Source organism: Leptospira saintgironsiae (assembly GCF_002811765.1).
Lineage (GTDB): Bacteria > Spirochaetota > Leptospiria > Leptospirales > Leptospiraceae > Leptospira_B > Leptospira_B saintgironsiae.
The window spans coordinates 1,055,339-1,069,366 of record NZ_NPDR01000001.1; the positions used below are offsets into that span (position 1 = coordinate 1,055,339).

At 42.2% G+C, this 14,028-nt stretch carries 10 protein-coding genes and 1 pseudogene; 8 read left to right on the plus strand and 3 right to left on the minus strand.

What is annotated here, in order from left to right:
- Nucleotides 1–13: 13 nt before the first annotated feature.
- The 8 genes from rplJ (at nucleotide 14) to CH362_RS05025 (ending at nucleotide 12,063) form a co-directional block, all read left to right on the plus strand.
- Nucleotides 14–547, plus strand: a complete 534-nt coding sequence (gene rplJ / locus CH362_RS04990; protein WP_100709198.1) for a 50S ribosomal protein L10 — start codon at nucleotides 14–16, stop codon at nucleotides 545–547.
- 57 nt (nucleotides 548–604) lie between these two features.
- Complete coding sequence (gene rplL, locus CH362_RS04995) at nucleotides 605–988, plus strand: 50S ribosomal protein L7/L12 (protein ID WP_100709199.1); 384 nt, start codon at nucleotides 605–607, stop codon at nucleotides 986–988.
- A gap of 135 nt (nucleotides 989–1,123) precedes the next feature.
- Nucleotides 1,124–4,804: a DNA-directed RNA polymerase subunit beta gene (rpoB, locus tag CH362_RS05000; RefSeq protein WP_100709200.1), complete on the plus strand. Its 3,681-nt coding sequence runs from the start codon at nucleotides 1,124–1,126 to the stop codon at nucleotides 4,802–4,804.
- 15 nt (nucleotides 4,805–4,819) lie between these two features.
- Nucleotides 4,820–9,025, plus strand: coding sequence for a DNA-directed RNA polymerase subunit beta' (rpoC, locus tag CH362_RS05005; protein WP_100709201.1), 4,206 nt, complete (start codon nucleotides 4,820–4,822; stop codon nucleotides 9,023–9,025).
- A 75-nt stretch (nucleotides 9,026–9,100) separates the two neighbouring features.
- A complete protein-coding gene (gene rpsL, locus CH362_RS05010; protein WP_008596375.1) occupies nucleotides 9,101–9,475 on the plus strand; it encodes a 30S ribosomal protein S12 in 375 nt (124 codons plus the stop codon).
- A gap of 11 nt (nucleotides 9,476–9,486) precedes the next feature.
- Nucleotides 9,487–9,960 (plus strand): 30S ribosomal protein S7, encoded by a 474-nt coding sequence (gene rpsG / locus CH362_RS05015; RefSeq protein WP_008594381.1) that lies wholly within the window; start codon nucleotides 9,487–9,489, stop codon nucleotides 9,958–9,960.
- Between the two features lie 157 nt (nucleotides 9,961–10,117).
- Nucleotides 10,118–11,245: a catalase family protein gene (locus tag CH362_RS05020; RefSeq protein ID WP_100709202.1), complete on the plus strand. Its 1,128-nt coding sequence runs from the start codon at nucleotides 10,118–10,120 to the stop codon at nucleotides 11,243–11,245.
- 59 nt (nucleotides 11,246–11,304) lie between these two features.
- On the plus strand, nucleotides 11,305–12,063 hold the full coding sequence (locus CH362_RS05025; protein WP_125169707.1) for a hypothetical protein: 759 nt from the start codon (nucleotides 11,305–11,307) through the stop codon (nucleotides 12,061–12,063).
- Between the two features lie 99 nt (nucleotides 12,064–12,162).
- Here CH362_RS05025 and CH362_RS05030 read toward each other — a convergent pair whose 3' ends face one another.
- From CH362_RS05030 to CH362_RS05040, 3 genes and pseudogenes are all read right to left on the minus strand, one after another.
- Nucleotides 12,163–12,786 carry a hypothetical protein gene (locus tag CH362_RS05030; protein WP_100709204.1) on the minus strand — a complete coding sequence of 208 codons (624 nt, stop codon included), beginning with the start codon at nucleotides 12,784–12,786 and terminating at the stop codon, nucleotides 12,163–12,165.
- A gap of 41 nt (nucleotides 12,787–12,827) precedes the next feature.
- Complete coding sequence (locus CH362_RS05035) at nucleotides 12,828–13,301, minus strand: hypothetical protein (protein ID WP_100709205.1); 474 nt, start codon at nucleotides 13,299–13,301, stop codon at nucleotides 12,828–12,830.
- A 106-nt stretch (nucleotides 13,302–13,407) separates the two neighbouring features.
- Nucleotides 13,408–13,959, minus strand: a pseudogene (locus CH362_RS05040) (adenylate/guanylate cyclase domain-containing protein); the annotation flags it as partial.
- Between the last annotated feature and the right edge of the window lie 69 nt (nucleotides 13,960–14,028).

Sequence of the window (14,028 nt, forward strand, 5' to 3'; positions counted from 1 at the left end):
GGGAGTAGGAACAATGCCCAGCCAGGAAAAAATTGAAGCAGTTGCCGAGTTAAAAGGCAGATTAGAAAAACGTAGCGACTTTATCCTAGCCAGCTACAGCGGACTCACAGTAGAAGAGATCACAAATCTTCGCGCGAAACTTCGTAAAGAAGGATCCGAGATGAAAGTGATCAAGAACAATCTCTTTCTACTCGCACTTAAAGAATCCGAGAAGCATAAGGATAAGAACATCGCCTTTGGATCCGAATACAAAGGACCTCTAGCGGCGATTTTCTCTGACGCAAATCTTCCAAATGCAGCGAAGATCCTAAAAGAATACGCTAAGACGAATAAAAATCTTATTCTGAAAGCGGGATACTTAGATGGATCCGTTCTGAATTCAGAAGATGTGGAAGCAATCGCAGGTCTTCCGTCAAGAGAGCAACTCTTGGCTCAGATCGCAGGCGGTATCAATGGTCCGGCAAGAAGCATCGCTTCTGGTCTAAACCAAATTATCGCAGGTCTTGCAAGAGCTATCCAAGCAGTCGCAGAGAAGAACAATCAGTAAGAACAATTTTAGTAAGTAAGTAGTTTAAAGGACCAAACGGAATCAAAGGAGCACCAAATGTCTACCACTGAAGCGTTATTAGAGCAACTCGGTAAACTTACCCTCGTGGAAGCAGCCGATCTAGTTAAAAAAATGGAGGAGAAGTTCGGAATTTCCGCAGCGGCTCCAGTAGCAGTAGCTGCAGCAGCACCAGCAGGTGCAGCAGCAGGAGCAGCTGATGAGCCTGCTTCTTACAACGTCGTATTGAAAGGTTTCGGCGATAAAAAAATCGAAGTTATCAAGGTTGTTCGCGAGATCACTGGTCTTGGCTTGAAAGAAGCAAAAGATCTAGTAGAAGCTGGCGGAAAGTCTGTTAAAGACGGCGTTGCGAAAGCAGAAGCTGACGACATTAAAAAGAAATTAGAAGCTGTCGGAGCTCAAATCGAACTTAAGGCTGTCTAATCAGGGAGCCGAGGCTTTGTCTCCTCGATATCTGATTACAATCCTTTCACTCAGGCAAGGAGGCCAGCGTACTTCCTTGCCTTATTGCATTTTTTCGCGCAGTTATAATTTTCCATCATCCCAGGGAGCACACGAATGTACGGTCAAGTAGAAAGAAAACGGGTAAACTTCGGTAAAATCACCAATTTGGATTACCTTCCTAACTTGATTCAGATTCAGAAGAAGTCTTTCGATTGGTTTCTTCAATCAGAAGTTAAGGATCCCACTAAAAGAAAAAATCAGGGACTAGAAGCGGTTTTTAGAGAAACCTTCCCTATTGAAAGTCCGAACAACGATATGGTGATGGAATACAGTCACTATGTTTTAGGAGACGCTAAGAAATCTCCTCAAGAATGTAAGGACACAGATGCTACTTTTGCTCTTCCTTTAAAAGCAGTTATTCGACTCATTATCAAAGAAACCGGAGAGATCCGTGAGCAAGTCGTCTATATGGGCGATCTTCCTGTGATGACTGAGCAAGGAACTTTTATCATCAATGGAGCCGAGCGTGTTGTAGTTTCTCAGCTTCACCGTTCCCCAGGTATCTTCTTCTCTTATGATGAAGAAAGAGATACTTACTCCGCCAGAGTGATCCCTTATCGCGGATCCTGGTTGGAATTCGAAATGGACAATAAGGGAATCTTGGTCGCTAAAATTGACCGTAAGAAAAAATTCCCGGCTACTCTTCTTGTTAAGTCTTTAGGACACGGAACAAACGAAGAGATCTTGCGTCTTTTTTACAAATCCTCCAAAGCAAAAATCGGAGGAGCTTCTACGAAAGAACTCAAACGTCTGATCGGACGTAGAGTGATCGCTGATGTGATCAACATGGAAACCGGAGAGGTAATGCTCGATGCTGGTTCCAAGATCAACGAAGATAATATCTCCATCTTAAAAGAGATGAAGGTTAAGGAAGTTGAACTCGTAGAATATCCTAAAGATAAGGATAATCCTGTTTTAGTTAACTGTTTGGAAAAAGACGGAGTCAACGATTACGAAGACGCTGTTCTAAAATTCCACGGTATCATGAGACAAGGCGAACCTTCTACGATTGAAAACGCAGAAGCAGAATTGAATCGTCTATTCTTCTCTCCTAAATCTTTTGATTTGGGTGATGTTGGTCGTTATAAGATCAATAGCAAATTTGAATTCAATAATCCTAAAGAATTCACAAGTGCGACAGAAAGAGTTCTTCGTCCTGCGGATATTATCGAGACTGTACGTTACCTTCTCAACTTGATCTCTGAAACAGAGAACTACTATCCGGATGATATTGACCACTTAGGTAACCGTCGTATTCGTTCAGTTGGTGAGTTGATCGCTAACCAACTTAAAGTTGGTTTCACTCGTGTAGAAAGAGTGATCAAAGAAAGAATGACTGTTCAAGAAGTTGGAACTCAAACACCACAACTTTTGATCTCAATCAAACCGATCACTGCAGTTATCAACGAGTTCTTTGGATCCAGCCAATTGTCCCAGTTTATGGACCAGACAAACCCTCTGGCAGAGCTCACTCACAAACGTCGTTTGAATGCTTTAGGACCTGGAGGTCTTTCCAGAGATAGAGCAGGATTCGAAGTGCGTGACGTTCACTATAGCCATTATGGCCGTATGTGTCCGATTGAAACTCCTGAAGGTCCAAACATCGGTTTGATCCTCTCCATGTCTTCATATGCGAGAGTGAATGATTACGGATTCTTGGAAACTCCTTATAGAGTTGTTAAAAACAGCAAAGTATCCAATAACATAGAATACTTAACCGCAGATAAGGAAGAATATCATTCTATCGCGGTATCTTCTTCTCCTGTAGATGAGAAGGGAGAGTTTAAAAATAAACTTATCTCTACTCGTCACAGATCGGATTACCCTTTCCGCAACCCGAACGAGATCCAGTACATGGACTTAGCTCCAATGCAGGTTGTATCCGTTTCTACTGCGCTGATCCCATTCTTAGAGCATGATGACGCGAACCGCGCACTCATGGGTTCTAACATGCAACGTCAGGCAGTTCCTCTTCTTCGCCAAGAGGCTCCTTTCGTTGGAACTGGAATGGAAACTCGTGCTGCTTACGATTCTCGTATTTGTATCATCTCCAGACATGAAGGTGTGGTTACATACGTAGATGCGGAGAAGGTGGTAATCGAGCGCAAGGGCGGAAAGGAATCCGACACTTACGATCTTACTAAATTTAAGAAAACCAACCAAGGTACTTGTTTCAACCAAACTCCAGTCGTTGGAGTGGTTCACTCAGAGATCGACGGTAAAGTTACCAAAGTCAGCAAAGAGAAAATCGAAGTGACTGCGGATAACGGAAACGTTCGCGAATACAATCTGATCTCCGGTAACAAACAATACCAACCAATCGTTTCCAGCGGCGAAGAAGTTCGCAGAGGAACTACTATTGCAGGACAGATCGTGTCCGGCGAAAGAATGGATGAGAATGGTAACATTCTACAAAAAGGAACTGTTCTAGCGGACGGTCCAGCGGTAGACAATGGAACCCTGGCACTTGGACGTAACGTTCTTGTGGCATTCATGCCTTGGGAAGGTTACAACTTCGAGGATGCGATCCTAATCTCCGAGAAAGTTGTAAAAGACGATATTTTCTCTTCTATCCACATCGAAGAGTTCGAGATCCAAGCAAGAGAAACCAAACTTGGACAAGAGCAGATCACAAGAGATATTCCGAATCTTTCGGACAAAGCTTTCCGTGATCTAGATGAAACCGGTGTGATCCGTGTTGGTGCAGAAGTAAAACCGGGAGATATCCTGGTAGGTATGGTGACTCCTAAGGGGGAGACTGACCTAACTCCTGAATACAAACTACTTCACTCTATCTTCGGAGAAAAAGCGAAGGAAGTAAGAGATTCTTCTCTTCGTATGCCGAACGGTTTCGAAGGAACTGTAATCGATATCAAACGTTTCTCACGCGAGAAGGGAGATGAACTTCCTGCTGGTGTAGAAGAGATGGTGAAAGTTTTCGTAGCTCGTAAACGTAAACTTCTGGTCGGGGATAAAATGGCAGGACGCCACGGTAACAAGGGTGTCGTTGCGCGTATCATGGCAGAAGAAGACATGCCTTACATGGAAGACGGTACTCCAATGGATATCGTTCTGAACCCGTTAGGTGTTCCTTCTCGTATGAACCTCGGACAAATTTTCGAAACTCAACTTGGGCTTGCTGCAAGCAAACTTGGGATCAATTTTGAAACTCCAGTTTTCGACGGAGCTACTGAAGCAGATGTAGAGAAGTATTGCAAAGAAGCAAATCTTCCTCTCAGCTCTAAATTCAAATTATACGACGGACGTACCGGATTACCTTTCATGAACGAGGTATTCTGTGGTTACATCTACATGTTAAAACTCGCTCACTTGGTGGACGACAAGATCCACGCTCGTTCTACCGGACCTTACTCTTTGGTTACTCAACAACCACTTGGAGGAAAGGCTCAGTTCGGTGGTCAGCGTTTAGGAGAGATGGAGGTCTGGGCTCTCGAAGCTTATGGCGCATCTCATACTCTTCAGGAACTTCTTACCATCAAGTCTGACGATATGCTCGGAAGAGCAAGAATCTACGAAGCTATCGTTAAAGGGATCCATTCCATTAAACCTGGAATTCCGGAATCCTTCAACGTATTGGTGCAGGAACTCAGGGGTCTTGCATTGGATATCGTTATCACTGACTCGGAAGGTAACAGCGTTGATATCTCCGACTACGAAGACGAATATTCCAAGAGCAAGAAGAAGATTAAGTTCGAAACGATCGAGAACGCCTAAGGGAAGAAAGGTAGCATGAGATCCAATAACGATTTTGAATCAATAACAATCAGATTAGCGTCTCCGGAAAGGATCAAAGAATGGTCCTACGGAGAAGTAAAGAAGCCTGAGACAATCAACTACCGTACTTTAAAGCCGGAGAGAGACGGTCTTTTCTGCGAGAAAATTTTCGGAACTACTAAGGACTGGGAATGTTACTGCGGAAAATTCAAGTCCATCCGTTATAAGGGCGTGGTTTGCGACAAATGTGGTGTTGAGGTAACTCACTCCAAAGTTCGTCGTGAGCGTATGGGTCATATTGAACTCGCGGCTCCAGTTTCTCATATCTGGTATTACCGTTCCGTTCCTTCCAGAATGGGACTTCTCTTGGACATGACTATCAATCAGCTCAAGAGTGTTCTTTATTTCGAAAAATATGTGATCATCGATCCGGCTGATACCGGAAGAAATCGTGGCGAGTTAATCGACGAAGAAGAATATCACGCTTACCTAGACGAATACGGTGACAAGTTTGTTGCTGGTATCGGTGCGGACGCGATCAAAGAACTTCTTTCTCGTATTGATGTTGATGCAGAAGCACGTATCATTCGCCAGAAGATCCAAGAAAAAGAAAAGATCTCCGATAAAAGAATCCTGAAACGTTTGGAAGTATTAGAAGCTTTCCGCGATTCAGGAAACCGTCCTGAGTGGATGGTTCTTGATGTGGTTCCGGTCATTCCTCCTGAACTTCGTCCAATGGTTCAGTTAGAAGGTGGACGTTTTGCTACTTCTGACTTGAACGATCTATATCGTCGTGTTATCAACAGAAACAACCGTCTAAAACGCCTTCTCGCGTTAAAAGCTCCTGAGATCATTGTTCGTAACGAAAAACGTATGCTCCAAGAAGCTGTAGATGCGTTATTCGATAATAGCCGCCGCAAACGTACCGTAAAAGGTAAAGGTAACAGACCTCTTAAATCCATTTCAGACATGCTGAAAGGAAAACAAGGACGTTTCCGCCAAAACCTACTCGGTAAGCGTGTGGATTACTCTGGTCGTTCCGTGATCGTAGTTGGTCCTGAGCTGAAATACCACGAGATGGGTCTTCCTAAGAAGATGGCTCTTGAGCTATTTAAACCTTTCATAATGAAACGTTTGGTGGATCTGGATTTAGCTCCTAACATCAAATCTGCTAAGAAGAAAGTAGAAGCAGAAGAAAAAGAAGTTTTCGACGTTCTTGAAACAGTTGTGAAAGAGCATCCGGTTATGTTAAACCGTGCTCCTACTCTTCACCGTTTGGGGATCCAAGCCTTCTTACCTATTCTTGTAGAAGGAAAAGCAATCAAACTTCACCCGCTTGTATGTCATGCGTTCAACGCAGACTTCGACGGTGACCAGATGGCGATCCACGTTCCACTGACTCCAAAAGCTCAGTTGGAAGTATGGATGCTCATGCTTTCTCCTCATAATATTTTGAATCCTGCAAACGGACACCCGATTTGCGGACCAACTCAAGATATCGTACTTGGAATTTATTATCTTACTTCAGAAGTTCCTTCTGAGGCGGGAGTTCCTCTTAAATCTTTTGCGAACCTCGACGAGGTAACTTACGCGATCGATAGAGGAGTGATCGAATACAGAACTAAAATTTCAGTTCTACACCAAGGTAAAATTCTGGAGACTACTCCGGGCCGTTTGATCTTCAACACGGTTCTTCCTGAAGGGTATCCGTACGTAAACCGTGCGCTTTCCGATAAAGAGACAAACAGAATTATCGCAGAAGTGTATGAGAAATATGGACCGGCTCAAACTGTTCTAATGCTCGACGATATTAAGAAATTAGGATATCGTTATGCTACTATTTTCAGCCCGACTATCTCTATCGAAGACATTCGTGTATCCCCAGGTAAAGTGACTCTTGTTGGCGATGCTAACAAAGAAGTCGAAAAGGCCGACGGAGAATATCGTAAAGGTATTATCACAAACGAAGAACGTAAGAAAAAAGTGATCGAGATCTGGACTAAAACCAACGACCTCATCACCGACTCTATGTTCAAGGAATTGGAAAAAGACAAGGGTGGATATAACCCTGTCTTCATCATGGCTGCATCCGGAGCTCGTGGATCTAAACAACAGATCCGTCAGTTGGCTGGTATGCGTGGTCTGATGGCGAAACCTTCCGGTGAAATCATCGAACTTGCAATTCGTTCCAACTTCCGCGAGGGATTGAGCGTTCTTGAATTCTTCATCTCTACTCACGGTGCTCGTAAAGGTCTTGCGGATACGGCTTTGAAAACTGCGGATGCAGGTTATCTAACTCGTCGTTTGGTGGATATTTCTCAAGACGTTATCGTTGCAGAAGATGATTGCGAAACGGAAGAATGTATCACTCTCGGAACCGTAAAAGAAGGCGAGAATGTTATCGTTTCCTTGAGCGATCGTGTATTCGGACGTTATACTGCTGAAGACATCGTTGACCCTGTTACTGAAAGTGTAGTTTATCCTAAAGGCTCTTTAATTAACAGAGAAGTAGGACAGAAACTCGAGAACCTAGGTTATGAAAAAATCAAGGTTCGTTCCCCTCTAACTTGCGAAGCTCGTTGGGGAATCTGTATTAAATGTTACGGAATGGATATGGCTCGTCTGACTCCAGCAGAGATTGGAGAAGCAGTCGGAACTATCGCGGCTCAGTCCATCGGGCAACCTGGAACTCAGTTGACGATGAGAACATTCCACATTGGTGGTGCCGCTTCCGCAAAAGTACAAGAGAAAGAACACAAAGTTGGATACCGCGCAGTCGTTAATGCGATCAACGGTAGAACTTTACAAACTAATGATAGAGGTTTGATCTTCTCTCGTCGTGGATCTATCGTAGTTCAAAGATTGATCCAACAGTTCAATTCTTCTGACTTGACCAACCTTAGAGTTGAGAACGGACAGAAAGTGGATAAGGGAGAGTTGGTTGCAACTCTTGCTTCTGGAGAGAACGTAACTTCTGACGCTCCAGGAACCATTAAAATCGCAGACGGACTCTTCAGAATTCTGGGAGAAGAAGCGGTTGTTCCTGTAAAAACTTCTACCACTCTGAACGTAAAAGTAGCACAGATTACCGAAGCTAACCAAGCATTAGGAGAATTCGACCCGTTCAACGAGATCGGAGTTACTGAAATCGAAGGAACTGCCGCATGGGTGGATCTGGAAGTTGGTAAGAACGTTCGTAGGGACGAGGACGTTAAGACATCTAACGTTAATTATAAAGTAATCGAACAACGTAGGGAAAAATTGATCCCAAGAATTGTGGTTTCTTCTGGCGGAAGCAAAGAAGAATATCTGGTTCCTGTGGATGCGATCATCTCCGTTCAAAACGGGGACAAAGTGAAAGCGGGAGATATTCTCTTCAAAATCCCAACCGTTGCAGAAAAAACCCGGGATATTACCGGTGGTCTTCCAAGGGTAGACGAACTTTTCGAAGCTCGTCGTCCTAAAGACGCAACCACTCTTGCAGAAACTGATGGAAAGATTGAAGATAATGGAGAGATCGTAAAAGAAAAACGAGTTCTCTATATCGTTCCTGATAACGAAGAGCTGGATAAAGTAAAAGTAACCATTCCAATCGGAAAACAATTACGTGTTCGTCACGGAGACTTCGTAAAACGCGGAGATCAAATGGACGATGGAAACCTGGATCCACACGATATCTTGAGAGTAAAAGGTGTTACTGCACTTCAAGTATATCTTGTGCAAGAGGTTCAAGAGGTTTATAGACTACAAGGGGTGCATATCAATGATAAGCACATCGAAGTAGTTGTTCGCCAAATGATGCGTAAGGTTTTAATTACCGATTCCGGAGACACATCTTTTGTTAACCAACAACAAGTAGATCGTTTCGCTTTCTTGGAAGAAAACAAGAGAGTGATAGCTGAAGGAGGATCTCCTGCTCAGTGTGTTCCGATCTTATTAGGTTTAACGAAAGCATCTTTGAATACTGAGTCGTTCTTCTCAGCTGCTTCCTTCCAGGAAACAACTAAGGTGTTAACTGACGCTGCAATCAAAGGAAAAACTGATAACTTAGCGGGACTTAAAGAGAACGTTATTATCGGTCACATGATCCCTGCGGGAACCGGAATGAGAAAATATCGCGACGTCGCGGTGTTCAAAGAAACTTACGGGGATCTAGATCGTCCTCTGGAAGTGGAAGAGGAAGAAATTCCGATGGCCATACCGGAAGACAGCGAGAATTAAAGGAAAGCTTTACAATAGAGCAGGGTCGGTAGAACTGGTAAAATAGGTCACCGGCCTGCTAAAAAGAAGAAACTCATGCCTACAATTAGCCAACTTATACGTCACGGCAGGAAGAAACAGGTTAACAAATCTAAATCTCCTGCATTAAAAAGTAGCCCGCAACGTCGGGGAGTGTGCACGAAGGTGACTACCTTCACACCGAAAAAACCGAACTCAGCTTTAAGAAAAGTTGCAAGGGTTCGTTTAACAACCGGTATTGAAGTGACCGCTTATATTCCCGGTGAGGGACATAACCTGCAAGAGCACAACGTTGTTCTGATCCGCGGGGGAAGGGTAAAAGACCTTCCAGGGGTTCGTTATCATATTATCCGTGGTACCTTGGATACTCTCGGTATCGATAAACGTCGTAAGAGTCGTTCTAAGTATGGAACGAAAAAACCTAAGGCGTAAGGGAGTTAGGAATGTCTAGAAGAAGAGGAAAAGTAGAACCACGCAAGATCCAACCGGATTCGGTTTATGGAGATGCAAACATCGCGAAGTTTATCAACTGCTTGATGTTGGACGGAAAAAAATCCGTAGCAGAATCTTTGTTTTACGACGCTCTGGATTTGATCCAAAAGAAAACTGGAAACGATCCTTACGTTACTTTTAAAGAAGCATTAGAAAACGTTAAACCACAAGTGGAAGTAAAATCCCGCCGCGTGGGTGGTGTAACTTACCAAGTTCCGATCGAAGTTCGTCCGGAAAGACGTTTAGCTCTTGGAATCAGATGGTTGATCCGTTATTCCAGGGACAGAAACGAAAAAGGTATGGCTAACAAGCTTGCAGCAGAATTTATCGAGGCTCAAAAAGGCACCGGAGCTGCAATTAAGAAGAAAGAAGATATCCGTAAAATGGCAGATGCTAACAAAGCATTCAGCCACTATCGCTGGTAAGAATCTTTTAACTTATAGTTTGCGGTTGCATGAGACCGCGAACAAGTTTGATGAAGGGACTCTAAAAGAGTCCCTTTTTTATTTCTTCAAGCCTAATCGGGCCAGTAACCTGTTTCTTTTAAATGGACAAAAGAATTTCCCGGGACAGAATCAGGTCATGGGACAAAAACTTTCTATCTTATATCTTTTCTTTTTAATATTCGCGCTTTCCTGCGGGGGACCGTATGTAAAAATTCCGGATTCCGTCGAACTAGGAAAGGAATATCCTTTTCCTGAAGAAGAATCTATCGCGCAGCGGACTCTGGAACTCACTCTAACTTCGCTTAAAGAATCATATAAAGATGGAGCCGTTGTAAGAAGAGACGCGCATCCGAAACACCATGGATGTGTAGCCGCTACCTTTACCGTAAAAAAAGATCTAGACGCTCAGTATAACTTAGGAGTTTTCCAATCTGGGAAATCCTATCAAAGTTTAGTTCGTTTCTCTAACGGATCTCAAAAACCTAAAGCTGACTTAGAAGGTGATATTCGTGGGGTCGGGATCAAACTTTTTGACGTTCCCGGAAAAAAGATTTTAGTCGAAGAAGCACAAGAGAAGACTCAGGATTTTTTACTGATCAATCACCCAGTTCTTCCTGTAGGTGCACCGGATGAATACCTTGCGTTATTCGAAGCAGCATTTGCGGGTAAGCCAGGTTCTTATTTTTTTGGTTGGAATCCATTTAGTTGGAAACTGGGCGGTCTCTCCAAAGTAAGGGCCATCCGTGGTAAAAAAATCACAAGTCCATTAGAAATTCGTTATTGGTCTACAACCCCTTACACTTTTGGAGAGGGAAAGGCGGTTAAATATTCGTTAAAACCTTGCTCAGAAACTAAATCTGAATTACCGGATACCCCTGCTGAAAATTATTTAAGAGAAGCAATGAGTAAACAACTGAAAGAATCTTCGGCTTGTTTTACTTTTATGGTTCAGGTCCAAAAAGATCCGAAGTCAATGCCAATAGAAGATCCAGCTGTTGTTTGGGATGAAGAAACTTCTCCATTCATTCCTGTAGCGGAAGTATTGATCCCTAAGCAAGAATTTACAAATGAAAAGATGGATTCTCTTTGCGAAAACGTATCTTATACACCTTGGCATTCTCTCCAAGAGCATAAGCCTCTAGGCGGGATCAATCGGGTTAGAAAATCTGTTTATCAAGCTATATCGGACTATAGACATGGACAGAATAAGACTAGAAGAAAGGAAATTGATAAGAAGGATATACCTAGCAAATTAATTCCATAAGATTAAACGTTTAATAATTAGGCTCGGATATTCAATCTGAGCCTAATATCGATACGTCTATGATGAAAAAGTCTTTATTTGTATCTCTAATTCTCGCAGTAATTCATCTAAACCTCGCATCGGAAAACAGGACCGATTTTCAAACAAAACAATCTAGTTTACTCGGAATTTATTGGGGGCCTGAGAATAGGACCTTCGGTTGGTATATAGAATTCAGAGAAGACTTTACATTTTTTGAAAATTACGATGGAGATGGATGCGGGGGATATTCCGGAACTTATAAAATAGAATCAGAAAAAGTAATCTTACAAGCTTCCGCAGAAGAATCATGTAAACCTTATAATTTTCAAACCTCCAGAACCTGTAGTATCGTTCCTACAAAATATTCCGTTCGTTATTCCGCTAAATTATACTGTTCCAATGATGCGAGTTATTTCGGAGGATTTCCTCTTCCTGAATCTACAGATAGAAAGATTGAAGGTGTTTCTGTTAAAACCATTCCTGGAAAATCAAAATACTTATCTAAATCGAGTCCGGCACGCACAGGCCCTGGTTATGAGTTCCCTTATATCATTTGTAACACTAACGAGGATGGAAAACAGATCCAGACGGATAAATTCCCGGAAAAGTCAAAGTTAGTACTCCTTGCTAAGGCTCAAGGTGCCAAAGAAAAATCCGAGACTTGGTATTATGCGGATATTCCTTTAGATTGGGGAGGAGGTTGTTTCTATAAAGGCAAAGGTTATACAAGCGCTTGGTTTCCGAAATCAGTTCTATTTGATATGACCGATTCGAAGATAGAGTCATATAATGAATGAAGTCGAGATAAGCAATAACGCTTATCTCGATCAATTTACATTTGGCTTCAGAGATTCAAATTTCCTCATTCCTGAAACTAGTAATTCGATAATCAGCATTTACATGAATCGTAAATTATAGAATAGATACGTTTTCTTTGCAAATTGAATTAATTTTTCCGAATCGTTTGATAAATACAGAATATAAACGTCTGCCATATTATCTTTATGTAAAGCGGTCAAATAACAGTATCTGAATTTTTTATCCGTACCGGGAACCATTTCGAACGCAGTACTACTACCCCAATCTGCTCCGAATTCATCTTTAACCGCTTTGGGAGGAAATGCAGCATAAGAGGTGGCAGCAAATTCTCCTCCCAGATTAATTAGAAAAGTGCTGAAGTGAATTATATAATCGTTCTTTTTAGGGGCGACCATAACAGCTTTAGGGTTATTTTTTTTGATTTCTTCTATCTCTTTGAGAAGGCCAGGAATCGATCTTACGATGTACCTTATCTCGATCTGTTTATCATCGGAAAGAAGAGCGTAATCGTAGTGATACGGTATTTCTTCGTCTTTTGGAACAGGATTGAATTTTGGAGGGACGATTTGGCGAATTAAAAGATTCGTCTCTGCCAGGAGATTTTTAAAATGGGACATCTCTTGCGGTTTTTCTCTTTTTGTAGTCGATTTGCAGGAAGCTAAAATAAGTACGAAGCATAAAGATAAAATGATTTTTTTCATGAGTTTCCTTGGAAAAAGTATTCGGTCTAAATTACTGGGATCTATTTAAGAAAGTATGCCGACTCGATTCCGTCGAATGAAAGTCGCTCGAATGGTCCTTTTTTGGAATCGTTTACAAATAGTCCGCTTTTATCATATCCGACGATTACGATCCATATGGCTTGATCTTCGGTTGCGGTTTTTCTTTTTCCTATTAGGATCGTTCCGGCTTTTACAAGGTCAGGAGTCGGTTCCTTCTGTTGTTTAACAAATTTGTGGTTTAGTTTTTGTTTAAAATCGGCTTTTGCCAACGCGATTACATTATTCAAATCCGTTTCATATTGGGATGAGTTTATGAAAACCCATTGTAGTTTCGCTTTCGGATACGGTTGAACTAACACTGATTGCAGACTATAAACGAAATCGACGTATTCCTGCTCAGTTTCAAAGCTTAGAACGGTATCATTGGTTTCTCCAAAGCCTGGCGAGGAGATAAAGATCGTTAATAAGATAATCGATATGATTCGATATTTCATTCTCTGGTGTTCCTATCGGATTTTGCAGAATGTTGGAATAGAGCAGATCATTTGCAACAAGATTATACGTTCTAATTACGTTATTCGCCACGGGGTACTTTACGCGTTAGTAAACTACCCTATATGCCCCATGAGTTCCTGCAGGAACATCTTTGATTGCCTCGAATTTTAATCCAGTTTCTTGCGCGTTATCAAAAACAGTTTGAGTGATCAGGATCTCGCCCGCTTCTGCAGTATCTTCTCCTAGTTTACTTGCCGTGTTTACTTCAGAACCGAAAACGTCCGAGTCTCCTATTTTCAAAACTTTTCCATAGCCAAGTCCAACGCAGAGAAGTATCTTTTCCTCGGGGATTTTGTCCTTATTATATTCTAATAATTCTTTTTGCATTCTGATCGCTGCTTGAAGTCCTTTCGCAACATTTCGGAAGATCACTAAAAAACTATCCCCTTCTGATTTCAGAAGTATTCCGTCATGATCTTCTATGATTGGCACTAACACTCTTTCAGATTCATGGATAGTTTGCAGAAAATGAATGATCCCAAATTTTTCCACACCTCTTGAAAACCCAGAAAGATCGGTGAACATAATACACCAAACTTCTCCGAATAGGTCCCAGATGCGGGCGTCTATTTTTTCCTTGTCTGCTCCCGGTTTTAAAGATTTAGTCTTTCAAAAAATAGGTCGACGGATCTGAACATAAACACTCAACTAATCGATTCTTATGGC

What these genes read in the sequence shown, in the direction of transcription:
- rplJ (WP_100709198.1), top strand. Translation starts at nt 14, where the DNA reads ATGCCCAGCCAGGAAAAAATTGAAGCAGTTGCCGAGTTAAAAGGCAGA.
- rplL (WP_100709199.1), top strand. Translation starts at nt 605, where the DNA reads ATGTCTACCACTGAAGCGTTATTAGAGCAACTCGGTAAACTTACCCTC.
- rpoB (WP_100709200.1), top strand. Translation starts at nt 1,124, where the DNA reads ATGTACGGTCAAGTAGAAAGAAAACGGGTAAACTTCGGTAAAATCACC.
- rpoC (WP_100709201.1), top strand. Translation starts at nt 4,820, where the DNA reads ATGAGATCCAATAACGATTTTGAATCAATAACAATCAGATTAGCGTCT.
- rpsL (WP_008596375.1), top strand. Translation starts at nt 9,101, where the DNA reads ATGCCTACAATTAGCCAACTTATACGTCACGGCAGGAAGAAACAGGTT.
- rpsG (WP_008594381.1), top strand. Translation starts at nt 9,487, where the DNA reads ATGTCTAGAAGAAGAGGAAAAGTAGAACCACGCAAGATCCAACCGGAT.
- CH362_RS05020 (WP_100709202.1), top strand. Translation starts at nt 10,118, where the DNA reads ATGGGACAAAAACTTTCTATCTTATATCTTTTCTTTTTAATATTCGCG.
- CH362_RS05025 (WP_125169707.1), top strand. Translation starts at nt 11,305, where the DNA reads ATGATGAAAAAGTCTTTATTTGTATCTCTAATTCTCGCAGTAATTCAT.
- CH362_RS05030 (WP_100709204.1), bottom strand. Translation starts at nt 12,786, where the DNA reads ATGAAAAAAATCATTTTATCTTTATGCTTCGTACTTATTTTAGCTTCC.
- CH362_RS05035 (WP_100709205.1), bottom strand. Translation starts at nt 13,301, where the DNA reads ATGAAATATCGAATCATATCGATTATCTTATTAACGATCTTTATCTCC.